Genomic DNA, 23,175 nt, shown 5'->3' with positions numbered 1-23,175 from the left:
ATGTCACGACGCTTCGCGCGCGCCGGAAGCAGTCCGGGCGCCTCGAAGCTATCGATCGATGTGATTGGCTCGCAGCCATTGCCTTAAATCTGAATCCTCTCCTCCGCCGGCAAGCTCTGCCGGGTGGGCGGGGGCGACTCTCACGGCCGCGTAACCGGTTCCACAGTTGCACCGTAACCGGTTTCATGCGCATTCGCCAAGAAGAAATCGACTGCCGCGAATCGCGCGGTCCGGATTTGCCGGACCTGTGGCGGGGCGGCATCACCAAGGAGAGTAGAAGCCATGTCCGACCTGTCCCGCCGCGACCTTCTCAAGGGTGCGTCAGCCGTCGCGATGGTGTCGGCGGCTGTCCCCGCGCTGGCCAAGTCGGTCCCGGCGACGGATCCGTTCATCGAGCGGCTGATCGCGAAGATGAGCATTCAGGATAAAGCCGGGCAGCTGTCGATCTATTCGGATCCGCTGGCGGCGCGAACCGAGGGGCCGGTACTCAATCCCGGCATCGCGCAGCAGGGCCTGGAAGAGCTCAAGGCCCGCATCCGTCGCGGCGAGATCGTCGGGCTGTTCAACGGTATCGGCACCACGATCGGCCGCGAGCTGCAGAAGGTCGCGATCGAGGAAAGCCCGAGCAAGATCCCGTTGATCTTCGCCGGGGACGTCATCCACGGGATGAAGACCAGTTTCCCGGTGCCGCTGGGCGAATCCGCCAGTTTCGACCCCGGCCTTGCCGAACGCACCGCGCGCGCGGCGGCGGTCGAGGCGTCGGCCAAGGGCATCCAATGGACTTTCGCGCCGATGGTCGACGTCGCGCGCGATCAGCGCTGGGGGCGCGTGGTCGAAGGGTCGGGCGAGGACACCTGGCTCGGCGTCCAGTTCGCCCGCGCACGCGTTCGTGGTTTCCAGGGGCCGGACATCCGCCGCAACGATTCGATGCTCGCCTGCCCCAAGCATTTCGCGGCGTACGGCGCCGTACAGGGCGGGATGGAGTATAACACCGCCGACATCCCCGACACGACTCTGCGCGAGATCCATCTGCCGGGGTTCAAGGCGGCGTTCGACGCCGGCGCGATCACCACCATGTCGAGCTTCAACGACATCGCCGGGGTGCCGTCGACCGCCAATCATTACCTGCTGACCGACATCCTGCGCGGCGAATGGGGATTCAAGGGGCTGGTGGTCAGCGACTATACCTCCGAAGAGGAGCTGATCCTGCACGGTTATGCCGCCGACGGCCCCGACGCGGTGGTCAAGGCGCTGACCGCGGGCTGCGACATCTCGATGCAGTCGGGACTCTATTGGAAGCACCTGCCCGATCTCGTGAAGGCCGGCCGCATCCCGATGTCGGTGGTCGATACCGCGGTTCGCCGCGTGCTCTACGTCAAGAAGGCGATGGGCCTGTTCGCCAATCCCTATCGCTCGCTCGACCCGGTGCGCGAGGCGCGCGACGTTCGCCGCCCCGACGCGATCGCTCTGGCGCGCGAGGCGGGGCGCAAATCGATGGTGCTGCTCAAGAACGAGGGCAACCTCCTGCCGCTCCGGAAGCAGGGCAAGATCGCCTTGATCGGGCCGGCAGTGAGCCAGAAGGGCGATTATCCCGGGCCCTGGGCCAATTTCCCCGATTACGAGAGCTGCGTGACGGTCGAAGAAGGGCTCCGCGCCGCGCTCGGCGATAAGGCCAAGCTCAGCGTCACGCGCGGTTCGGACTATGAGGCGCCGATCGATGGCGAGATCGACAAGGCGGTGCGTCTGGCGAAGGAAGCCGATGTCGTCGTGCTATTGCTCGGCGAAAGCGCCAGCATGTCGGGCGAGGCGCAGGCGCGTGTCGATATCGGCATTCCCGCGCCGCAGCTGGCGCTGGCGGAGGCGGTCGCCGCGACCGGCAAGCCGATCGTGGTGCTGCTCCGTCACGGGCGCGCGCTGGCGCTGACCGGCGCGGTGAGGAACGCGCCGGCGATCATGGCGACCTGGTTCCTGGGGTCGGAGACGGGCAATGCGATCGCCGACGTGGTGTTCGGCGATTACGCCCCCCAGGGGCGCCTGCCGGTGAGCTTCCCGCAAGCGTCGGGGCAGGAGCCTTTCTATTATAATCACCGCCGCACCGGACGCCCGCAACTGACCGCAGACAAGGCCTACAAGGCGCGGTATCGCGAAGTGACCGACGAGCCGCTCTATCCGTTCGGGTTCGGCCTGACCTATTCGGCGGCGAGCTATTCGGCGACGAGTGTCAGCGCGGCGAGCATCCCCTGGGCCGGTTCCGTCACCGTCACCGCGACTGTGACCAATACCGGCACGCGGCCGATGCACGAGGTCGCACAGCTCTACATCAACGACAAGGTCGCGAGCCTGACCCAGCCAGTGCGCTCGCTGAAGGGCATCAAGCATCTCGATCTCGCACCCGGGCAGAGCGCGACCGTGAGCTTCACGCTCAGCCGCGCCGATCTCGGGTTCGTACACCCAGACAAGAAGAGCTATGCCGAGCCCGGCGCGTTCGATGTATGGATCGCGCCCAATGCGATGGCGGGCACCCCCGCCACCTTTGTCCTCAAGGCTGGAGCATAGAATTGCGCCTCAGGCACCTGATCCTCGCCACCGCCGCACTGGCCCTGTCGGGCATGGCGGCGGCGAAGTCCGTCGACCATTACACCGCCTCCGCCGGCGGCATCAAAATCGAGATCAGCGCGCCGCGCGCCGACATCATCCGCGTCCGCGCCGGCGAAGGGTCGCTGCCGGAGGATGCGTCCTGGGCGGTCCTGCCGCAAGCGCGCGAAACGCGCGTGCCGCTGCAGATCAGCGACAAGGGTGATGCTACCGAAATCCGCACGTCGCAGTTGGTCGTCCGCGTCGACGACAAGACGCTGGCGATCACCATCACGGACCTCGCCGGCAAGACGATCCTGGCCGACGCTCCCGGCACCCCGATCCGCTTCGACAATGGCGGTTTTCGCGTCCGCAAGGCGATGCCCAATGACGAACATTTCTTTGGCCTTGGCGATAAGACCGGCCCGCTCGACCGGCGCGGCGGCGCCTATACCTTCTGGAACACCGATCAGTTCGGCTACACGCCCGCCACCGACCCGATCTACAAGTCGATCCCGTTCGTCATCGGCTTGAACGAGGCGGGCGGCACGTACGGGCTGTTCATGGACAACACCTGGCGCGGCTTCATGGACCTCGGCAAGTCGGAGCGCGCGGCCTTTTCGTTCGGCGCCGAGGGCGGCGGGGTCGATTATTATGTCATGACCGGGGCGACGCCCAAGGACGTGGTCCAGGATTACGCCTACCTCACCGGCCCCGCGCCGTTGACGCCGAAATGGGCACTAGGCTTCCAGCAATCGCGCTGGAGCTACATGACCCAGGTGCAGGCGCAGGGCATCGCCGACCGCCTGCGCAACGACAAGATTCCGGCCGACGTGCTGTGGCTCGACATCGATTATCAGGACAGGAACCGCCCGTTCACCGTCGACAAGAAGGCCTATCCCGATTTGCCGGGCCTCGTCTCCAAGCTCGACGCGATGAAGATGAAATTGGTGGTGATCACCGATCTCCACATCGCGAATGCGCCGAACCAGGGCTATGCGCCCTATGACAGCGGCATGGCGGCGGATGTGTTCATGAAGAACCCCGACGGCACCCCGTTCGTCGGCCCGGTCTGGCCGGGCCCGGCGGTTTTCCCGGACTTCACCCAGGCCAAGGCGCGCGACTGGTGGGGCCGCAATTATGCCGAGTTCGTCGGCATGGGCGTGGCCGGATTCTGGAACGACATGAACGAGCCGGCGGTGTTCAACTCGCCGACCAAGACCATGCCGATCGACGTGGTCAACACGATCGATTCGCCGGGCTTCAAGACGCGCAAGACGACCCAGGCCGAGACCCACAACATCACCGGCATGCTCAATTCGTGCGCGACCTATGAGGGCGTGAAGAGGCTCGCGCCCGACCGCCGTCCGTTCGTGATGACCCGCGCCTCCTATGCCGGCGGCCAGCGCTGTTCGGCGACCTGGACCGGCGACAACACGTCGAGCTGGGCGCATCTCTCGCTGTCGACCACGCAATTGGTCAGCCTTGGCCTGTCGGGCTTTTCTTATTCGGGCGCGGATATCGGTGGCTTCGCCGGCAACGCGCCGTCCCCCGAATTGCTCACCCGCTGGATCGAGGTCGGCGCGTTCAACCCGATCATGCGCGATCACTACCAGAAGGGGAAACCCGAGCAGGAAGTGTGGGTGCACGGCGCGCAGCAGGAGAATATCCGCCGGCGTTATATCGAGGAACGCTATCGGCTGATGCCGTATCTCTACGGCTTGGCCGAGGAGAATAGCCGCACCGGACTGCCGCTGATGCGCCCGGTCGTGCTCGAATATCCCGCGGTGGTGAAGGGTGGCGACCGCGTCGGCGGCACCGAGGACCAGTTCATGCTCGGGCGCGATCTGCTGATCGCCCAGCCGCAGACCTGGGAATCGGCCGCGCCGTACGACATCGGCCTGCCCGGCGGCGGCTGGTACGATTACTGGACCGGCGAGCGGGTCGAGGGCGCATCGGTCAAGGAAACGCCGCGGCTCGACCGCTTGCCGGTGTTCGTTCGCCCGGGCGCGATCATCCCGAAACAGCCGCTGGTCCAGTCGACCGCGGAGACGCCCAAGGGCGCGATGGAGATCAACGTCTATCCGGGCAGCGATTGCGCCGGATCGCTCTATCTCGATGACGGGGTCAGCTTCGCCTATCAGCGTGGCGGCTTCCTGCGCCAGGCGATCCGCTGCGACGCGGGCGCGCTCAGCTTCGACCCGCGCAGCGGCAGCTATAAACCCTGGTGGACTGGGTTCGACGTGGTGATCCACGGCTGGAAGGGCGGCATGCCGACGGTCAGGATGGGGTCGAAGAAGATCGCCGCGCGGGTCGTGGACGGCGCGCTGCGATTCTCGCTTCCCGATCTTCCCAGGGGAGCCCGGATCGCGATCCAGCCGTGAAACCCGAACTACGCCGCGTGGGCGAGGCCCAGAGTCCGGTGGTCGTGGTCGACGACTTCACCGGCGCGGTGGACGAAGTGGTCGAACTGGCGGCGGCAATGGCGCCGTTCCCGGTGAGCAGCGGAACCTATTACCCCGGCCTGCGCCAACCAATCGCGGTCGGGGACGCGGCCTATGGCTATGTCGAGCGGTTGCTTCAGGCAGCGGGGCCGTTCATCGGCGGCGGCTTCGATGTCGATACGTTCGAATTGCTCGCGGCGAGCTTTTCGATGGTGACGACAGTACCGGACGCGCTCGATCCGGCGCAGCGCGCGCCGCACTTCGATTCGACCGACCCCGATTATCTGGCGGTGCTCCATTATCTCAGCGACACGCCCGGCACGGCATTCTTCCGCCAGCGCGCGACGGGCATCGAGCTGGTCGACGACCACAATGTCGAACGTTTCGTTGCGACGGCACGCCGCGTGAACGGCGATCTGTCGGGATACACCCACGGCTCCAACCAGCATTACGACCAGATCGGGCAAGTCGAAGGCGTGCGCGACCGGATGGCGATTTATCGCGGGTCGATGCTGCATTCGGGCATCATCCCTCCCGATATGGTGTTCAGCGCCGATCCGCGCGTGGGACGATTGACCGCCAACATCTTCATCAAGGGCCGCAGGGGATGATCGTTTCCGTTTAGCGTCATCCCAGCGAAAGCTGGGATCTCAAGCCGCATTGCGCTTTCGCCTGAGACCAACGTCGGGTCGGATCGTCCCCCGGACGATCCTTGAGCATGCGGGGCGCGCTCAACCCGATGTTCTTTCGCTGGGGCGACGGAATGGGGGACGATAGGCTAGGCCAGCCTCTGTTTCAGCAAAGCTGAAACGGTTGCGGTACCGCCCTACGCAGTCATTCCAACGATGCTGCGCATCGCCGGAACCTTCTGCTCCGCCCGCTCCCCCGCCCGGCCGCCCAACAGGGTATTCTATGGGCGGCCGGGTGGGGGAGCGGGCCGGTACCGATTCAGCGAAGCTGAAAACGACTCTAGCCGCGGTTTGCGGCGATCCAGCGGGCGATCGCGTCGAGCGGGATCGGGCTGTTGAAGGCGAGTCCGGCATTGCTCGAATCGTGCCAGCGCGCGGTGCCTTCGATCGGCGGCAGGCCTGTAACCGACAACACGATTGGCCCGTCGATCTTTTCCCAGAAATTGGGATCGGCGGAGGTGATGCGCGCGCCGCCTTGCGAGATATCGCGCAGGTCGACGGCATAATAATGCGCGCCGCAGCGCAGCCGGCCTCGCGCCGCGATGTTGATGCGCGGTGCGCGTGCGTGGAAGCCCGGCGCGGGGTCTTCGTCCCCGCCGAGCACCATGGCCACGTCGATTTCCTCGTCGAACTGCACCCCGATGCGATTCTCGCGCCGCCACACGACATGGCCCGAGGCGCGGTGCCCGGATTTGAACTCCGCAGTCAGCAGATCGGCGATCGCCAGGTCCGACCAGATATTGGCCATCAGCCCGCCGGGCGAGATGTTGCGGACGAGGCACAGTTCCTCGCCGTGGCGCGTATGCAGTTTGGCAACGCGCATGACCGCGATGTGGCGGGCGCCATGACGACGTTCTTCATCAGGCACGGATGTGCTCGACGGCGAATGGGCCAGAGGCGCATCGTCATGCGATTCGAACATGCGGCCCTCCACTTCGAGCGTCATCCCCATGGTATCGGCGATCGCCCATACCGGGCGGTCGCTCCAGCTTCGTCCTGCCCGGTACGCTGCCGGCTGGCGGTGCCCTTCGCGGGAAACCCCCGCCAACCGCAATCCGCCGCAGGCCATTCTGAAGAACGTTCGTTAATGAAGTACTGACGGCGGGCCCCAAGTCACCGCGATTATGGTGAAAAAAATCCGAATCGGTGATTTCCCGCGCACGATTGTTACGCTTGCTCCGCGGCGGCGGATGGTCGACAGTCCAATCGTACAACAAAGGGGTCGTTGATGAACAAGTTCGGACTGGCCGCAATGGCGGCGGCGTTGGTGGCAACGGCGGGCGCGGCGGCGCCAAAGACCGCCGGGCATCCCCAGGCTGACAGCGAGGCGCTCGCGCTCGCCAAAAAGGCCATCGCGTTGCGCTCGGTCGCGGGCCCGAACAACCAGACGCCGCAAGTGGCCGCGCTCTACAAGGCCGCTTTGGTTGCCGGAGGTTTTGCGGACAAGGATGTCGAGATCACCCCGGTCGACGACACCGCCTATCTGATCGCGACCTGGCCGGGCAGCGATCCCAAGCTCAAGCCCCTGGTTATTTCCGGTCATATGGACGTGGTCGAAGCCAAGCCGTCCGACTGGCAGCGCGATCCGTTCACCCCGGTGGTCGAGAACGGCTATCTGTTCGGTCGCGGCGCCACCGACATGAAGCTCGACGGCACGATGGCGATCGCTGCGCTCAATGAGCTGCGTCGCGAGGGGTACAAGCCGAAACGGACAATCATCATCGAATTTTCGGGCGACGAGGAAACGCGGATGAAGACCTCGGCGATCATCGCCGAGAAATTGAAGGACGCCGACCTCGTCCTCAACATCGATGGCGGCGGCGGCGTTCTCGATGAGGCGACCGCCAAGCCCAAATACTGGACCTGGCAGGGTGCCGAAAAGACCTATGCCGATTTCGAACTGACCGTGACCAATCCCGGCGGCCATTCCTCGGCGCCGCGCCCGGTCAACGCGATCGTTCAATTATCCGCGGCGCTCGAGAAGATCGGCGCCTATCATTTCAAACCCGAACTGAGCGACCTGACGCGCGAGGCGCTGAGCAAGGCGGCGCCCTATGAGGAGCCCGAGGTTGGCGCCGCGCTCAAGGCGTTCGTCGCCAACCCCAATGACGAAAAGGCGCTGGCGGTACTGCGCAACAACCCAAGCACGGCCGGGCGGATCGGTACGACTTGCGTGCCGACGATGGTCAATGGCGGCCACGCCCTGAACGCGTTGCCGCAAAAGGCGACGGCCAACATCAATTGCCGCATCTTCCCCGGCCACAAGCCCGCCGACATCATGGCGGAATTGCAAAAGGTCGCTGGCGATCCCGCCATCGCGTTCAAGGACGTGACCGAAGGCTCGGTCGCCAATGACGCGTCGCCGATGCGGCCCGATTTCATCGCCGCGGTCAATCGCGCGATGGGCAAGGTCTATCCCGGCGTCCCGGTCTTCCCGGCAATGTCCTCGGGCGCGTCGGACAGCATGTGGTTCCGATATCACAACGTGCCGAGCTATGGCGCCAGCCCGACCTTCATCAAGGAATCGGAGGATTTCAGCCACGGGCTGAACGAGCGCACGCCGATCAGCAACATCGCCCCGGGGGTCACTTATTATCTGTCGCTGCTGGCGGACCTGTCGAAATAGGTCGCTAGCTGCCGCTCGGCGAGGCCGCGCGCCTCGTCGGCGGTGAAACTGTCGGGCGACAGGCAGAGTTCGAGCCATAGGCCGTCAACCAATGCAGTGATTGCGATCGCGGTCAGGCGGCGGTCGGCTTGCGCTATCCCGCATTCGGCCAGCAACGCCTCCAGATCCTCGCGATAGCGCGCGTAGATCGCGTCGTGGCGCTCGGCGATCTGCGGCTTTCCGGTCAGGCTCCAGAACGCGATCCAGGTCGCGAGCAACGCGCGGTCGGCGATCGGCGGGGCGAAACTGGCGGTGACATAAGCGGTCAGGCGCGCGCGCGGATCGGTTCCCGCGGCCGCGACCGCGGCGGCCAGCGCGTTGCTGACCTGCTCGCCGACGGCCGAATAGGTTGCCGCGATCAGCGCCTCGATGCCGGCGAAATAGTGATTGATCAGTCCCGGCGAAACGCCCGCTTCGACAGCGATCGGGCGGACCGATGCGCCGGTCGCCCCGTCGCGAGCAAGCACGCGCGCGGTCGCCTCGATCAGGCTCTGGCGGCGCGCATCGGGTTCGGCGCGGGAAAAAGCGGGTTTGCTCATATCATCCGTCTGTAAGTCGTCACCCCGGCCTTGTGCCGGGGTCCACTCCTCCATCTCTCCGTCGCTGCATGATGCACAGTGGATGCCGGGACAAGCCCGGCATGACGGTAGTTGCAATAACCGGTTCCTTATTATACGATCGTACAACAAGCAATCGGGGAGTAGTCATGGCGCATCGCTACGCCGACATAGAGGAGCACGATCCCGACGCCGATTGGAGCCTGCCCGGCTGGCTCTATACGGACCCCGAATATTTTGAGGTCGAGATGGCGCGCGTGCTGCGTCCGTCGTGGCAGATCGTCTGTCACCAGAGCGATATCGCCCGGCCCGGCGACTTCCACACGCTCGACTATCTCGGCGAAAGCGTGATCGCGATGCGCGGTCAGGACGGTGAGGTTCGCGCTTTCACAAACGTCTGTCGCCATCGCGCGATGCGGCTGGTCGAGGGGCCGACAGGGTGCGCGAAGAAGCTGGTCTGCCCCTATCATGCCTGGGTCTATGAGACTGACGGCCGGTTGTCGGGGGTACCGATGAAGGGCGATTATCCCGCGCTGCGGCTCGAGGATAACGGCCTCGCCGCGCTCGATGTCGAGATCTGGCGCGGTTTCGTGTTCGTGCGGTTGCAGGACGATGGCGGACCGTCGGTCGCTGCGATGATGGCGCCCTACGACCACGAAATCGCGCCCTATCGTTTCGAGGACATGCGCTGCATCAGCCCGGTCCGGCTGCGCGAGCGCCAGGTCAATTGGAAGAATGTCGGCGACAATTATTCGGACAACCTCCACATCCCGGTCGCGCATGACGGACTGACGCGCCTGTTCGGCAAAAGCTACGCGATCGAGGCACAGCCCTGGGTCGACAAGATGTCGGGCGGGGTCGTCGATCGCGTGTCGGACAATTTCTGGGAGCGCTTCTACCAGAAGCATTTGCCGCGCGCGCATCATCTGCCAGAGGCGAACCAGCGGCTATGGCTCTATTACAAGCTCTGGCCCAACATGGCGTTCGACCTCTACGCCGATCAGATCGACTTCATGCAATGGCTGCCGCTGACGCCGACCACCAGCGTGCTGCGCGAAATGGCATTCGCGCTGCCCGATGATCGTCGCGAGATGAAGCTGGTGCGCTATGCCAATTGGCGGATAAATCGCGTGGTCAATGCCGAGGACACCTGGCTGATCGAGCGCGTCCAGCAGGGCATGGCTTCGCAAAGCTATGCGGCGGGCCCGATCGGCGCGAGCGAAGTGTGCTTGCGCAGCTTCGCCAGGAAGATCCGCCACATCATCCCGGAAGCACGGCTGCACCGCGCGCCGGCACCAGGGTGGTCGCGGCGGCCGCGACAAGTTTGACGTCATCCCCGCGAAAGCGGGGACCCATCTCCGGCCGTCGCCGCGCGCAACGAAAGTCGTATTTGGGGCACGAACGGGAGTTAGGTCCCCGCTTTCGCGGGGATGACGGATTGGGGTTGAGGGAATGACCAAGAAATACGACGCTGTGATCATCGGCGGGGGCCATAACGGCCTCGTCTGCGCCTTCTACCTCGCGCGCGCCGGGCTCAAGGTGCGCGTGCTCGAACGCCGCAACATCGTCGGCGGCGCGGCGGTGACCGAGGAATTCCACCCCGGATTCCGCAACTCGACCGCGAGCTATACGGTCAGTCTGTTGCGGCCCAAGGTGATCAAGGACATGCGCCTGCACGAGCGCGGCTGGCGGATCATCGAGCGCACGATCAGCAACTTCTTCCCGCACGAAAACGGCTATCTCAAGCTCGGCGGCGGCGAGAATCGGACGCGCGCCGAATTCGCGCGCTACAGCCAGAAGGACGCCGATACCTTCCCCAAATATGAGGAAGCGCTCGAACGCGTCGCCGACGTGCTGCGCGACCTGTCGCTCAAGACCCCGCCCAATGCGGGTGGCGGCCTGCGCGCGCTGATCGCGGCGGCGGTTCAGGGCAAGAAGCTCGCCGGCATGCCTATCGAGGCGCAGCGCGACGTGATGGACCTGTTCGTCAAGTCGGCGCGCGATTTCCTCGATGGCTGGTACGAGAACGAGTATATCAAGGCCGCGTTCGGCTTCGACGCGGTGGTCGGCAATTACGCCAGCCCGGACACGCCGGGCTCTGCCTATGTCCTGCTCCACCATGTCTTCGGCGAAGTGAATGGCAAGAAGGGCATGTGGGGCCATTCGGTCGGCGGCATGGGCGCGATCACCAAGTACATGGCCGAGGCGTGCGAGGAAGCCGGGGTCGAAATCAGCCTGGAAGCGCCCGTCGCGCGCGTGCTGGTCGAGCCTGCCCCGGCGAAGGCCGGGGGCGGCAAGGTCGCCGGCGTCGTGCTGGAAAGCGGCGAGGAGATCGCTGCGCCGATCGTCGCGTCAAATGCCGGGCCCGCCTTGCTCTTCCGCCAATTGGTCGACCGCGCCGACCTGCCGCCCGAATTCGCGCATCGCATGGACCGTTTCAAAGCGGGGTCGGGCACGTTCCGGATGAACGTCGCGCTCAGCGAATTGCCCGATTTCACCGTGCTGCCCGGCAAGGAGAAGGCCGAGCATCATACCTGCGGGATTATCATCTCCCCGACGCTCGATTACATGGATCAGGCGTTCACCGACGCGAAGGCGTTCGGTTGGTCGAAAAAGCCGATCGTCGAGATGAAGCTGCCGACCTCGGTCGACGACAGCCTGGCACCGCCGGGGATGCAGATCGCCAGCCTGTTCTGCCAGCAATTCGCACCGACGCTGCCGGACGGACGGTCATGGGACGAAGAGCGCGAGGCAGCGGCGGACCTGATCATCGACACGGTCAACGAGCATGCGCCGAATTTCAAGGCATCGATCATCGCGCGCCAGATCCATTCACCGCTCGATCTCGAACGCAAGTTCGGGCTGATCGGCGGTGACATCATGCATGGCAACATGTCGCTCGATCAGCTCTGGGCGGCGCGGCCAGTGCTCGGGCACGGCGATTATCGCAGCCCGATCAAGGGCCTTTATATGTGCGGCGCGGGCACGCATCCCGGCGGCGGCGTGACCGGCGCGCCGGGCCACAATGCCGCGCACGAAATCCTGCGCGACCGCTCGGTGCTAGGCCGGCTGTTCGGCTAGGGACGCCCTGGGGCGCAAGAAATAGAGCGGGACTGCGGTCAGCATCAGCACGACGCTGAGGCCGGCCGCTTCCCATCCGGCGCCCCAGAAGGCGAACAGCGAGAATGCCAGGCCGATCGCCGCGGTCGGCATCGCGATGCGGCGGACCAGGGCTGCTACGCAAATGGCGAGATAGAGCCAGAGGGTCGCGCACGACGCCAGGATCGCCATGAACTGGAAAACGCCGCCGAGGGTGGGGCTGGCGGTAAAGAGCAGCAGCACCGTCCCAAGCGCCGAGGACAGCAGCAGCACCCGCACCGGCACGTCACGCGCCGACACCTTGGCGAACCAGCTGGGCAGCAACCCCGCGCGCGCCATGCCCAGCGGCACCTCGCCCTGGATCAAGACCCAGCCGTTGAGCGCGCCGATCGCGGCGATGGCAGCGAACAGGGCGATCGTCTGTGACGCGCCGGCCCCCCAGAACTGGCCGACGAACAAGGCGAACGGCGCGGAGGATTTGGTCACCGCGTCCGGCGACAGGATCAGCACGATCGCCGAGCAGACCAGGATGTAGAGCAAACCCGTACCGATCGTCCCCGCCATGCTCGCGCGCATGATGTTGCGTTCGGGATCGCGCACGCGCTCGGCGGCGACCCCGGCGGATTCGAAGCCGACCAGCGGAAACAGGGTCAGCGTGACGGCGGTGGCGATGCTGGCGATCACCGCCTGCTCGGCGGGAAAAGCCGGCAGATGGACCTGTCCGCTTACCCCGAGCGACAGCGCGATGACGATGACCGCGATCAAGGGCGTGATCTTGAGGATCGTCGTCACCACCTGAAACCGCCCCGCCGCCCGCGCGCCGGCGAGGTTGAGCAGGGTCAGCAACCATAGCAAGGCGACAGAGGTCAACGCGCCGGCCCATGGCGTCGCGTCGAGCGGTGGGACGATCGCAGCCAGATAGGACGTCGCGGCCGTGGCGATCGCGGCGTTGGCGCACCACACCGATACCCAATAGCTCCAGCCGACCAGCACGCCCGGGAATTCGCCCAGCGCCGCACCGGTAATCGCGACGGCGCCGGTCGCCTCCGGCATGGCCTGCGCCATCCGGCCGATCGTATAGGCGATCGCCAGAGCCCCGGCGATGCTGACGATCCAGGCGATCGAGCCGGTCCAGCCGAACGGCGCCAGCGCGGCCGGCATCATGAAGATGCCCGACCCGATCATCCCGCCGACGACGAGCGCGGTGGCGGTCCAGAATCCGAAAGGTCTTTTGTCGCTGGTGTCCATTGCGCGGCTCCCCTCGGCGTGCAGCAAAGCACGTTGGAACGGGCTGCGCTAGGAGAACCGGTTTAGCCCCTCCCCTGAAGGGGAGGGGCTTTATTCGGCACGTTGCGGGCCTCGAATGTGCGCCTTAGGGTACCCCCGCATGACAAACGGGGCAGCAGGCGGAACAAGCGGGATGGCAATGGCTGGGCGCTATCATCCGCGCCTTGTCGAGGCGGCGATGGCGCTCAACGACAATGCCCTGCACGTCGCCGAACCTTTGCTCAAACAGCATCTCAAGGACGATCCGTTCGACGTCGCGGCGATGCGCATGCTCGCCGAACTCGCGGGCCGGATCGGGCGCTATCGCGATTCCGAGGCACTGCTGCGGCGCGCGATCGAATTGTCCCCGGCCTTTACCGCCGCGCGCGCCAATCTCGCGCTGGTCCTGTACCGCCTCAACCGTCCGGCCGAGGCGATCGAGGAACTCGAGCAGGTGGTTGCCGAGGATCCCGACAATCCGGGGCACGCCAATCTCCAAGCCGCGGCGTTCGGCAGAGTGGGCGATTTCGACAGCGCGATCGCGCTGTACGATCGCGTGCTGAAGGATGCGCCCAACCAGCCGCGCGTGTGGATGACCTATGGGCACATCCTCAAGACCGTCGGGCGCCAGCAGGACGGGATCGCCGCCTATCGCCGCGCGCTCGCGCTGATGCCGGCCCTGGGCGAGGCGTGGTGGAGCCTTGCCAACCTCAAGACGGTCAAATTCGACGAGGGCGATATCGCGGCGATGGAAAGCGCGCTTGCCGATCCGGCAATCTCGGACGAGGACCGCTTCCACCTCGATTTCGCTTTGGGCAAGGCGTTCGAGGATCGCCGTCAGGCCGAGGCCGCCTTCCGTCGCTATGAGGCAGGTAACGCGCTACGGCGGACGAAGCTGGTCTATGAGGCCGACGAGACCGAACGCTTCGTCGACCGCTCGATCGCACTGTTCACGCCTGATTTCCTGGCCGCGCGCGCCGGCCAGGGGTGCGACGCACCGGATCCCATCTTCATCCTCGGCATGCCGCGCGCGGGTTCGACCCTGATCGAGCAGATATTGTCGAGCCACAGCCTGGTCGAGGGTACGTCGGAACTGCCCGACATCCCGGCGCTGGCGCGGCGCGATCCCAATTATCCCGAAAGCGTCGCCGACCTCTCGCCCGAAAAGTTGCGCGCACTGGGCGAGGAATATCTCAAGCGGACGCGCATCCAGCGCCGCACCGACCGGCCGTTCTTCATCGACAAATTGCCCAATAACTGGGCGCATCTGCCGTTTATCCACCTGATCCTGCCCAAGGCGAAGATCATCGACGCGCGGCGGCATCCGCTCGGATGCTGCTTCTCCAACTTCAAACAGCATTTCGCGCGCGGCCAGGCGTTCAGCTACGCGCTGGAGGACATGGGCCGTTATTATCGCGACTATGTGCGGCTGATGGCGCATGTCGATCGCGTGCTGCCGGGGCGAGTCCATCGCGTGCTCTACGAGGAGATGGTCGATCATACCGAGCGCGAAGTGCGCAGGCTGCTCGACTATTGCGGGCTGGAGTTCGAACCCGCCTGTCTGGCGTTCCACGAAACCGAACGCGCAGTGCGCACGGCCAGCTCGGAGCAGGTGCGTCAGCCGATTTTTCGTGAGGGGACGGAGGCTTGGAAGCCGTTCGAGCCCTGGCTCGAATCGCTCAAGACCGCGCTGGGCCACGTGCTAGACAGCTATCCGGCCGTCCCGGCCACGTTGTAAAAACGCAACGCGTCGGCACGTAAATGTCGTGAGGGCCGCTCTTCGCTTGACGGATGCTGCGTCTGCTAACACGCTAGCGTAACAAAAACGAAATTGGGGATTTCGATGCTCTTTGGCCGCCGTCTCGCCGTCAGCGCGCTGCTCGCTTCCGCGGCACTCGCCGCCACTCCGGCCCTGGCGCAGGACGCCCCGCCGGCACCCGATAGTCAGGCCAATAACCAGCCGGACAATGGCGACATCGTCATCACCGCGCTGAAGCGGTCCGAGACCCTGCAGAACGTGCCGATCAGCGTTCAGGCGCTGAGCACCAAGAAGCTCGACGAGCTCAACATCTCGAATTTCCAGGATTATGTCGCGTCGCTGCCGTCGGTGTCGTTCCAGGCATTGGGCGGCACGCCGGGCACCAACGTCGTCTATATGCGCGGCGTCGCATCGGGCGGCGACGGCAATCATTCGGGCTCGCTCCCCTCGGTCGGCGTCTATCTCGACGAACAGCCGGTGACGACGATCGGCGGCAATCTCGACGTCCATATCTATGACATTGCGCGCATCGAGAGCCTGTCGGGTCCGCAGGGCACGCTGTACGGCGCCTCGTCAGAGGCGGGCACGATCCGCATCATCACCAACAAGCCCGATACGTCGGGGACCTATGGCCGGGTCGATCTCGAGGGCAACAAGGTCAGCAAGGGCGGCTGGGGCGGCAAGGCCGAGGGGATGATCAACCTCCCGCTGTCGTCGAATATCGCGTTCCGCGCCTCCGGCTATTACGAGAAGGATGCTGGCTTCATCGATAACGTGCCCGGCACGCGCAGCTTCCTCGCCGGCGCGTCTCCCGCGGTCGCATCCCAGCCCAACGACACGATCCGGCCCGATGGCGGCATCACGGTCAACAACAATGCCTTCGTCAAGAAGGACTATAACGACACCGAGATCTGGGGCGGCCGCGCTGCACTCAAGGTCGATCTCGACAGCAATTGGACGATCACGCCGAGCTTCCTCTACCAGGATACGCGCAGCCATGGATCGTACGGGTTCGATCCGAAGGTCGGCGACCTGCAAGTCCAGCATTTCTACCCGGAGTATCGCCGCGACAAGTTCTGGCAGGCGGGCCTGACGATCGAGGGCAAGGTCGGCAATTGGGACGTGACCTATGCCGCAGCCTATCTCGACCGCAAGGACCTGCAGTCGAGCGACTATACCGATTATGCCGAAGCCTATGACAATCTCTATTCGTCGGTCGGCGGCCTGGCGGGCTATTTCTATTATCAGGACAATGCCGGCAACACGATCGACCCGCGCCAGCGCGTCGTCGGTACCGATCATTTCAAGAAGATGAGCCAGGAATTCCGCGTCGCGTCGCCCTCGACCGACCGGTTCCGCATCGTCGCCGGCGCCTTCTATCAGCGTCAGAGCAACTTCATTCATCAGGATTATCAGATTCCGGGTCTGGCTACCGACCTGTCGGTCAACGGTTGGCCGGGCACCTTGTGGCTGACCCAGCAGCATCGCGTCGACAAGGATTACGCGATGTTCGGCGAAGCGAGCTACGATATCACGCCTACGCTCACGCTCACCGCCGGTGGTCGCGCGTTCATCTACGACAATACACTCATCGGCTTCTTCGGATTCGGTCGCAATCCGGGCGGCGGCTATACCGATTCGCCCTATAACGGCGCGGGAAGCTCGAAGACCGGTTTCATCCAGTGTTTCACGACCGGCGGACAACGGTTGCGCAATGCGCTCGCCACCGGCGGAGCGACGACCCTGTTGCCCCCAGCGGTGGCAGGCGCACCGTGTACCAACCTTGGTGTTTATTCCAACGGGGGTGTCATCCCCGTCGAAGCATCCGGCCAGGGCGTAACCTATCGATTCAACCTGGGTTGGAAGCCGAAGCCCGGACTGCTGTTCTACGGCACGGTATCGCGCGGCTTCCGTCCGGGCGGCATCAACCGCCGCGCCGACGTGGCACCTTATGCCGCCGACTTCCTGACCAATTACGAGCTTGGGGCGAAGACCACCTGGTTCGGCGGCAAGCTGCGGTTCAACGCGGCTGTCTATCGCCAGGACTGGGACAAATTCCAGTTCTCGTTCCTCGGCCAAAACAGCTTCACCGAGATCCACAATGGTCCCAATGCACGCATCTGGGGCGCCGAATTCGATAGCGCATTGACCCTCGGCGGGCTCAGCCTGACCGCATCAGGGTCCTATACCGATGCCAAGATAACGAAGAACCTGTGCCTCGGTGACGATCCGACGTTCACCTGTACCAGTCCTGCTGGTAATATGCCGTCCGCGCTGAACGGCATTCGGCTGCCGATTACGCCCAAGGTCAAGCTCAACGGGACGGCGCGCTATACTGCTCCGGTCGGCGATGCGAAGGTCTACGGCCAAGCCGTCGTATCGTACCAGAGCTCGGCGGCCTCCGACATACGTACTGCGATCTACGAAGCGGGAACCGGTAACGTCATCAACCCGGCGGCATTGCTTGGTCGGTTGAAGGCGTTCACCACGGCGAACTTCGCGCTCGGGGCGGAATTCAAGAACTTCAACCTCGAAGTCTTCATCGAAAACGCTTTCGACACCCGCGGCCAGCTCTCTCGCTTCCAGGAGTGCGGCAGCTGCGGACAGCGGCCGTATATCGTTCCGATCCGCCCGCAGACCGTCGGGGTCAGGGTCGGGTCGAAGTTCTAGCAAGGGTCGGGCGCGGCAGTCGGGTGACGGCCGCGCCGCCTATTGCGGAGCTAGGGCAAGCGATACATCGCCACGCTGGCGCGACCCGGTCTTTGTGCCTAACGGATCCCGATGGAACAGTTTGACGTCCTTATCGTCGGAGCGGGCCATGGCGGCGCGCAGGCGGCGATCGCCCTCAGGCAAGGCAAGTTCGACGGGTCGATCGCGGTCATCGGCGACGAGCCCGAATTGCCTTATGAGCGCCCGCCGCTGAGCAAGGAATATCTTGCAGGGGACAAGAGCTTCGACCGTATCCTGATCCGCCAGCCGGCGTTCTGGGAAGAGCGCGAAGTGACGATGCTGCCCGGCCGCCGCGTCGTTGCGGTCGATCCGGCAGCGCATCGCGTCACCACCGCTGACGGCGTCGCGATCAACTATGGCAAGCTGATCTGGGCGACGGGCGGCCAGGCGCGGCGCTTGTCGTGTCAGGGTCATGATCTGGCCGGCGTCCATACCGTGCGCACCCGCGCCGACGCCGATCGCATGATCGCCGAACTGCCCGATGTGACCAATGCGGTCGTGATCGGCGGCGGGTTCATCGGGCTGGAGGCGGCGGCAGTGCTCGCCAAGTTCGGCAAGCACGTGACCCTGCTCGAGGCGCTCGACCGCGTGATGGCACGCGTCGCCGGCCCGGATCTCTCGCATTTCTACGAGGCCGAGCATCGCGCGCACGGCGTCGACGTCCGTCTGGGCGTCGCGGTCACCGCGATCGAGGGCGACGGCAACGTGACCGGCGTGCGCCTCGCCGATGGAAATGTCGTACCCGCCGATCTCGTCGTGGTCGGGATCGGCATCGTGCCGGCGGTCGAGCCGCTGATCGCCGCCGGTGCCGAGGGCGGCAACGGCGTCCGCGTCGACGCGCAATGCCGCACCTCGCTGCCCGACATTTTCGCGGTCGGCGATTGCGCGCTCCATGCCAATCGCTTCGCCGATGGCGCGGCGGTGCGGCTGGAGTCGGTCCAGAACGCGACCGACCAGGCGACGGTCGCAGCCAAGACGATCCTGGGCGAGGAAGTCGGTTATGAAGCGACGCCTTGGTTCTGGTCGAACCAATATGACCTCAAGCTCCAGACGATCGGACTCTCGATCGGTTACGATCAAGCGGTGGTGCGCGGCGACCCGGCGACGCGCAGTTTCTCGGTCGTGCACCTGAAGCAGGGCAAGGTGATCGCGCTCGACTGCGTCAACGCGACCAAGGATTACGTCCAGGGCCGCAAGCTGGTTGAAACCGGCGCGGTGATCGATCCTGCGCTCCTCGCCGACGCGGCGGTACCGCTCAAGGAAATGGTCCGAGCCTCGGCTCCGACTGCGTAGAACGGGGCGAATTTGACCTGACCCGTTCACCCTCACCCTTCCCACCGCCTGCGGCGGTGGGCCCCTTCCCTCTCCCATCGGGAGAGGGAGGGAGGCGCGAAGCGCCGGAAGGGTGAGGGTGATTAAGATGGATCCAGCCGATTCCATTATTATGCTCTAAGTCAGCGCAACTTCTCGTTCGATCGCGATCGCTTCGAGAAACGCCGGATCGTGACTGACTACGAGTAGCGCGCCGTCATAGTCGCGCAGGGCCGCTTCGAGCATTTCGATCGAGTCGAGATCGAGATGGTTGGTCGGCTCGTCCAACAGCAATAATTGCGGCGGCCGGGCGGCGGACAGGACGCAAGCGAGCCCCGCCCGCAGGCGCTCGCCGCCCGACAAGGTCCCGACGATGCGTAGCGCCGCCTGGTTGCGAAAGGCAAAGCGGGCGAGGGCAGCATAAGCCTGGTTCTCGCCCAGTTCGGGATTGAGCGCGCGGAGATTGGCCAGGATCGTCGTATCGCGATCGAGCAGGTCGACATGCTGGTCGAGCAAGGCGATGCGATCGGACCGCGTCACCAATCCTGCGACGGGCTCGATCGTCCCAGCCGCGAGCAGCAACATACTGGTCTTGCCCGTGCCGTTGGGTCCCGTCAGCGCGATCCGTTCGGGGCCGCGGATGGTGAGGCTGACCGGCCCGATCCGCCGATCGCCGCGCGCGATCACCGCGCCCTCGAACCGCAACAATTCGCGCGACGACGACAATCCGCTCGGCGGCAGGTCGATACGGAGCGGCGTCACGATCTCCACTCGCTCGCGTGCGGTCGATCGCGCAACCTCCGCCTCGCCGATCAGCCGCCGCGCCGTCTCTCCCTCGCGCGCGCCACTGCCCTCGGCGCGTTCCTTCATCATGCCCGCGACGATCCGCGGCACGCTGCCCGAGGCGCCGAAGGCGCGGCCGGCCTTGTCGCGGCGCGCCTTTCTCTGGCGCTGCTCCTGCGCGCCGCGCTCGGCCTGGCGCAATCCGGCCTCGGCGCGGTCGAGCGCCTGCGCCGCACGTTCGCGATCGGCATCGCGGATCGCGACGAAATCGGACCAGCCGCCCTCGACCGACCGGCAGCCGATCGGGGCCAGTTCGACGATGCGATCCATCGTCTCCAGCAGCGCGCGGTCGTGGCTCGCGACCACCACGCCGCCTTTCCGCCCGGCGATCAGGTTCGCGATAGCCGCGCGGCCATCGGCATCGAGATTGTTGGTCGGCTCGTCGAGCAGCAGCAGATCGGGTGCCGCGATCACCGCACGCGCGATGGCGATCCGCGTCCGCTGTCCGCCGCTCAGGCTGGCAAGCGGGCGATCGAGATCGAACCCGGCCAAGCCTAGCTCGCCGAGCGCGTCGTCAATCCGCTCCTCGAGCGTCCAGTCGGCGGCGGCGAAATCATCGACATCTCCCTCACCCGCTTCGATGCGGCGGAGCAGGGCGAGCGGGCCGACGACTTCGAGCGCCGCCGCGATGGAGATCGTGTCGTCGGACCAGTCCTGGCGCAGCAGCACGACGCTGCCGGAACGCGCGATACTGCCGGCAGCGGGCTCGACTTCTCCCGTCATCGCGCGGAGCAAGGTCGATTTGCCGCAACCGTTGCGGCCGACCAGCCCCGCGCGCTGGCGGCCGAAGGAAAGGGTCAGATCGGAAAAGAGCGGACGGCCGTCAGGCGTCGAGAGCGACAGCGAATCCAAGGTTACGAACGAAGACATAGGGCACCTGGGCAAGAGAAACGGATCGGGCGATCACGGTCTTGTCCAAGGTCGGTCTCCTTCGCTGGCGGGCGTGCGTGCCCGTCTTGGAGCCGTCACATAGGAATGATTGAAGGCGCGCGCAAACCCGCGGTCCATTGACGGTGCGGCGGGTTGGGTATTTCCTCCAGCCATTCGATACAGGGAGTCGTCCAATGATCACCCGCAAGCTCGCTTTCGCCTCGATCCTGATCGCCGCCGGAACCGCCGCCGTGCCCGCCCAGGCCAGGATCGCGCGCTGCGTGATCGATTCCGAAGGGACCAGCTATCGCGGACCCTGCCAATATGTCGTTGCGCGCGGCGGCACCTTCACCTTGAGCCCCGCCCATGGCCGGTCGTTCGGCGAGGGCGTGGTGAGCGTCACTGTCTACGTTACCCAGCGCGGCGTCGCGGACGTGCGCGGACTGACGCGCGACGGGATCAATTCGCGCTGGGGCCGTGCGATCCGCTCGCGCCGGGACAGCGCCTGCTGGGTCGGCGAGGACTTCTCGGTCTGCGCCTATTGAGATGGGTGCCGACGACGGCAACCCACGCGACAGCTCGCGCCGCATCCCGCCCGGCCTGATCGCGATCGCGGTCGTGCTGGTGATCGCGGGGTCGGTGTTCAACAATTGGCATCGCCAAGCGCTCCTCGTCGCGCTCAAGGAATCGTTGCTGACCCTGGCGATCGTCGCGATCTTGCTCGCGATCCTCGCGGCGATCGAGATCCTGCTTCACGGCAGGGTGCGGTTATGGGGCCGGATCGGCGGCCTGGCGATCGTGTCGGGGGTCGTGTTGTGGCGGCTGTTCCATGGCGGCAGCACGATCATCGCGTCGATCGCCGGTATCGCCTGGATCGCAGTGATCGGCTTCATGGTCGTGGCGATGCTGCGCAACCGGGACCTCGGCCGCTGAGATGTAAAAATCGTTCCATGTCATGGGACTGTCACTTCAGCCTAACCCCCGCTTAACCTCGATCGCCCTAGGTCGCCCGCGTAACGAAGGGGGTGAAATGGGTCGCGGAGTGCTCTGGAACGACGACGGCGAACAATCGAGTGCCGGTCGCGTCGCGGATAGGCGGTCGATCGGCGCCGATGCGACCTTGCTCGCTGCAGTCGAGGTGTTCCGCCACGCACCCGAGCTCAGGATATTGGCGGTAGTCGATGCCGCGGGAGCGCCCATCGGGGCGTTGCTCGATCGCGATATCCGCCGGCTGCTGTTCAGCCCGTTCGGCTTCGCTTTGCTCTCCAACCCCAGTTATGGCGGCAATCTGGTCCAACATGTCCGCCCATGCCCGACAGTCGACCGCGCGGCGGGGATCACCGCCATCCTGCGCGCCTGGCACCGCGACGGCGGCGGCGAAGGCGTGATCCTGACCGATGCCGGCCGGTTCGATGGCGTCATCGACCAGCCCAGCCTGTTGCGCATGGCGGCCGAGCGCAGCGCCGCCGCAATCGCCGGACGGGCGGCGCGCGCCGACCGCATCCAGGCGGCGGGAGAACGCTTCAGGGCGGCCGCGCACGACCTCGCCACCGACCTGGCCGGCGCCTCGATCCTGGTGGTAAGCACGTCGGGCCGCATGGCCGAGCGCGCCGATCAGATCGGTGGCGCAACGGCGAATGCCGCGGCCGCGGCGTCGCAGGCGGCGATCCACATGGCCGAGATTGCCGATCGCGGGGGCGCGCTGGCGGACTCGCTCCACGGCGTCGAACGGCAGATGGCCGAGGCCAAGCGCGCCACGCGCGCGGCAGTCGACCTGGTCTCTGACGGCAAGCGCCAGGTGGGCCAATTGGCCGGAGCGGCAGACCAGATCGGATCGGTCACCGCTTTGATCGTCGACATCGCACAGCGCACGACGATGCTCGCGCTCAACGCGACGATCGAGGCGGCCCGCGCCGGCGAGGCGGGGCGCGGCTTCGCGGTCGTCGCGGGGGAAGTCAAATCGCTCGCCACCCAGACCCGCATCGCGGCGGGCAATATCGGCAAATATATCACCCATATCCGCCACGCGGTCGACCAGGTCTCGCTGGCGCAAGGCGGCATGGTCGAGGCGGTCGGCGCGGTCGATACCTTGTCGGACACCGTCGCCGGGGCGGTCCATGACCAGGGCGCCGCGACGTTGCATATTTCGACCAATGTCGCCGAGGCGAGCATTGCGACCGACCATATCGATCAGAGCGTGCGCGCGATCCTGGATGTCGCCAGCGCGACCGGTGACGACGCCGCCCGGATGCGCGACATGGCGGACGCGCTGGGCAACAGGGCGCGCTCGCTCGAAACACACCTGACCAGCTTCCTCGAGGAACTCGAGGCGGCTTAGCTTTGCAGCTCGGCTGAGACGGTGCGGCCC

At 65.5% G+C, this 23,175-nt stretch carries 16 protein-coding genes; 12 read left to right on the top strand and 4 right to left on the bottom strand.

What is annotated here, in order from left to right; all coding sequences use genetic code 11:
- Window positions 1-282 precede the first annotated feature (282 nt).
- Genes bglX through SPR01S_RS12125 form a run of 3 tightly spaced genes read left to right on the top strand, consistent with a single transcriptional unit; the run spans window position 283 to window position 5,629 of the window.
- Window positions 283-2,556: a beta-glucosidase BglX gene (gene bglX, locus SPR01S_RS12135; protein WP_157082212.1), complete on the top strand. Its 2,274-nt coding sequence runs from the start codon at window positions 283-285 to the stop codon at window positions 2,554-2,556.
- Between the two features lie 2 nt (window positions 2,557-2,558).
- Window positions 2,559-4,958, top strand: a complete 2,400-nt coding sequence (locus tag SPR01S_RS12130) for a glycoside hydrolase family 31 protein (RefSeq protein ID WP_245661980.1) — start codon at window positions 2,559-2,561, stop codon at window positions 4,956-4,958.
- Window positions 4,955-5,629: a DUF6445 family protein gene (locus SPR01S_RS12125; protein ID WP_066589958.1), complete on the top strand. Its 675-nt coding sequence runs from the start codon at window positions 4,955-4,957 to the stop codon at window positions 5,627-5,629. The genes SPR01S_RS12130 and SPR01S_RS12125 overlap by 4 nt, the downstream gene beginning before the upstream one ends.
- 358 nt (window positions 5,630-5,987) lie before the next feature.
- Here the strand turns inward: SPR01S_RS12125 and SPR01S_RS12120 are convergent, their stop codons facing one another.
- Window positions 5,988-6,755 (bottom strand): PilZ domain-containing protein, encoded by a 768-nt coding sequence (locus tag SPR01S_RS12120; RefSeq protein ID WP_169803426.1) that lies wholly within the window; start codon window positions 6,753-6,755, stop codon window positions 5,988-5,990.
- Window positions 6,756-6,935: 180 nt separating this feature from the next.
- Here SPR01S_RS12120 and SPR01S_RS12115 point away from each other — a divergent pair, with 180 nt between their 5' ends.
- On the top strand, window positions 6,936-8,333 hold the full coding sequence (locus tag SPR01S_RS12115; protein WP_066589955.1) for a M20/M25/M40 family metallo-hydrolase: 1,398 nt from the start codon (window positions 6,936-6,938) through the stop codon (window positions 8,331-8,333).
- Here the strand turns inward: SPR01S_RS12115 and betI are convergent.
- Complete coding sequence (gene betI, locus SPR01S_RS12110) at window positions 8,300-8,911, bottom strand: transcriptional regulator BetI (RefSeq protein WP_066589953.1); 612 nt, start codon at window positions 8,909-8,911, stop codon at window positions 8,300-8,302. The genes SPR01S_RS12115 and betI overlap by 34 nt on opposite strands.
- 167 nt (window positions 8,912-9,078) lie before the next feature.
- Between betI and SPR01S_RS12105 the strand changes: the two genes are divergently transcribed.
- Both SPR01S_RS12105 and SPR01S_RS12100 read left to right on the top strand, forming a co-directional pair.
- A complete protein-coding gene (locus SPR01S_RS12105) occupies window positions 9,079-10,257 on the top strand; it encodes an aromatic ring-hydroxylating oxygenase subunit alpha (protein ID WP_066589951.1) in 1,179 nt (392 codons plus the stop codon).
- Between the two features lie 124 nt (window positions 10,258-10,381).
- Window positions 10,382-12,010 (top strand): phytoene desaturase family protein, encoded by a 1,629-nt coding sequence (locus tag SPR01S_RS12100; RefSeq protein WP_066589949.1) that lies wholly within the window; start codon window positions 10,382-10,384, stop codon window positions 12,008-12,010.
- Here SPR01S_RS12100 and SPR01S_RS12095 read toward each other — a convergent pair.
- Window positions 11,990-13,276, bottom strand: a complete 1,287-nt coding sequence (locus tag SPR01S_RS12095; RefSeq protein ID WP_084251143.1) for an APC family permease — start codon at window positions 13,274-13,276, stop codon at window positions 11,990-11,992. The genes SPR01S_RS12100 and SPR01S_RS12095 overlap by 21 nt on opposite strands.
- A gap of 172 nt (window positions 13,277-13,448) precedes the next feature.
- On the opposite strand from SPR01S_RS12095, the gene SPR01S_RS12090 reads away from it, so the two are divergent.
- The 3 genes from SPR01S_RS12090 (at window position 13,449) to SPR01S_RS12080 (ending at window position 19,076) form a co-directional block, all read left to right on the top strand.
- The gene (locus SPR01S_RS12090; protein ID WP_174531890.1) at window positions 13,449-15,032 is read left to right on the top strand and encodes a tetratricopeptide repeat-containing sulfotransferase family protein; all 1,584 of its coding nucleotides are present in this window, start codon (window positions 13,449-13,451) and stop codon (window positions 15,030-15,032) included.
- A 105-nt stretch (window positions 15,033-15,137) separates the two neighbouring features.
- Window positions 15,138-17,723: a TonB-dependent receptor gene (locus tag SPR01S_RS12085; RefSeq protein ID WP_066589943.1), complete on the top strand. Its 2,586-nt coding sequence runs from the start codon at window positions 15,138-15,140 to the stop codon at window positions 17,721-17,723.
- Window positions 17,724-17,834: 111 nt separating this feature from the next.
- The gene (locus SPR01S_RS12080; RefSeq protein WP_066589941.1) at window positions 17,835-19,076 is read left to right on the top strand and encodes an NAD(P)/FAD-dependent oxidoreductase; all 1,242 of its coding nucleotides are present in this window, start codon (window positions 17,835-17,837) and stop codon (window positions 19,074-19,076) included.
- 156 nt (window positions 19,077-19,232) lie between these two features.
- Here SPR01S_RS12080 and SPR01S_RS12075 read toward each other — a convergent pair whose 3' ends face one another.
- Window positions 19,233-20,807 carry an ABC-F family ATP-binding cassette domain-containing protein gene (locus SPR01S_RS12075; protein ID WP_066589939.1) on the bottom strand — a complete coding sequence of 525 codons (1,575 nt, stop codon included), beginning with the start codon at window positions 20,805-20,807 and terminating at the stop codon, window positions 19,233-19,235.
- Between the two features lie 194 nt (window positions 20,808-21,001).
- On the opposite strand from SPR01S_RS12075, the gene SPR01S_RS12070 reads away from it, so the two are divergent.
- The 3 genes from SPR01S_RS12070 to SPR01S_RS12060 all read left to right on the top strand — a co-directional run bounded on the left by SPR01S_RS12070 (window position 21,002) and on the right by SPR01S_RS12060 (window position 23,145).
- Window positions 21,002-21,352, top strand: coding sequence for a hypothetical protein (locus SPR01S_RS12070; RefSeq protein WP_066589936.1), 351 nt, complete (start codon window positions 21,002-21,004; stop codon window positions 21,350-21,352).
- 1 nt (window position 21,353) lies between these two features.
- Window positions 21,354-21,740 carry a hypothetical protein gene (locus SPR01S_RS12065; protein ID WP_066589934.1) on the top strand — a complete coding sequence of 129 codons (387 nt, stop codon included), beginning with the start codon at window positions 21,354-21,356 and terminating at the stop codon, window positions 21,738-21,740.
- 97 nt (window positions 21,741-21,837) lie between these two features.
- Window positions 21,838-23,145 carry a methyl-accepting chemotaxis protein gene (locus SPR01S_RS12060; RefSeq protein WP_066589929.1) on the top strand — a complete coding sequence of 436 codons (1,308 nt, stop codon included), beginning with the start codon at window positions 21,838-21,840 and terminating at the stop codon, window positions 23,143-23,145.
- Window positions 23,146-23,175 lie beyond the last annotated feature (30 nt).

Source organism: Sphingomonas pruni NBRC 15498 (genome assembly GCF_001598455.1).
Lineage (GTDB): Bacteria > Pseudomonadota > Alphaproteobacteria > Sphingomonadales > Sphingomonadaceae > Sphingomonas > Sphingomonas pruni.
The sequence above is the reverse complement of the archived record's forward strand: the minus strand, read 5'-3'. Positions and strand labels throughout refer to the sequence as shown.

Coding starts and splice junctions, on each gene's coding strand:
- bglX (WP_157082212.1), top strand. CDS start 283: ATGTCCGACCTGTCCCGCCGCGACCTTCTCAAGGGTGCGTCAGCCGTC.
- SPR01S_RS12115 (WP_066589955.1), top strand. CDS start 6,936: ATGAACAAGTTCGGACTGGCCGCAATGGCGGCGGCGTTGGTGGCAACG.
- betI (WP_066589953.1), bottom strand. CDS start 8,911: ATGAGCAAACCCGCTTTTTCCCGCGCCGAACCCGATGCGCGCCGCCAG.
- SPR01S_RS12105 (WP_066589951.1), top strand. CDS start 9,079: ATGGCGCATCGCTACGCCGACATAGAGGAGCACGATCCCGACGCCGAT.
- SPR01S_RS12100 (WP_066589949.1), top strand. CDS start 10,382: ATGACCAAGAAATACGACGCTGTGATCATCGGCGGGGGCCATAACGGC.
- SPR01S_RS12095 (WP_084251143.1), bottom strand. CDS start 13,276: ATGGACACCAGCGACAAAAGACCTTTCGGATTCTGGACCGCCACCGCG.
- SPR01S_RS12090 (WP_174531890.1), top strand. CDS start 13,449: ATGGCAATGGCTGGGCGCTATCATCCGCGCCTTGTCGAGGCGGCGATG.
- SPR01S_RS12085 (WP_066589943.1), top strand. CDS start 15,138: ATGCTCTTTGGCCGCCGTCTCGCCGTCAGCGCGCTGCTCGCTTCCGCG.
- SPR01S_RS12080 (WP_066589941.1), top strand. CDS start 17,835: ATGGAACAGTTTGACGTCCTTATCGTCGGAGCGGGCCATGGCGGCGCG.
- SPR01S_RS12075 (WP_066589939.1), bottom strand. CDS start 20,807: ATGTCTTCGTTCGTAACCTTGGATTCGCTGTCGCTCTCGACGCCTGAC.
- SPR01S_RS12070 (WP_066589936.1), top strand. CDS start 21,002: ATGATCACCCGCAAGCTCGCTTTCGCCTCGATCCTGATCGCCGCCGGA.
- SPR01S_RS12065 (WP_066589934.1), top strand. CDS start 21,354: ATGGGTGCCGACGACGGCAACCCACGCGACAGCTCGCGCCGCATCCCG.
- SPR01S_RS12060 (WP_066589929.1), top strand. CDS start 21,838: ATGGGTCGCGGAGTGCTCTGGAACGACGACGGCGAACAATCGAGTGCC.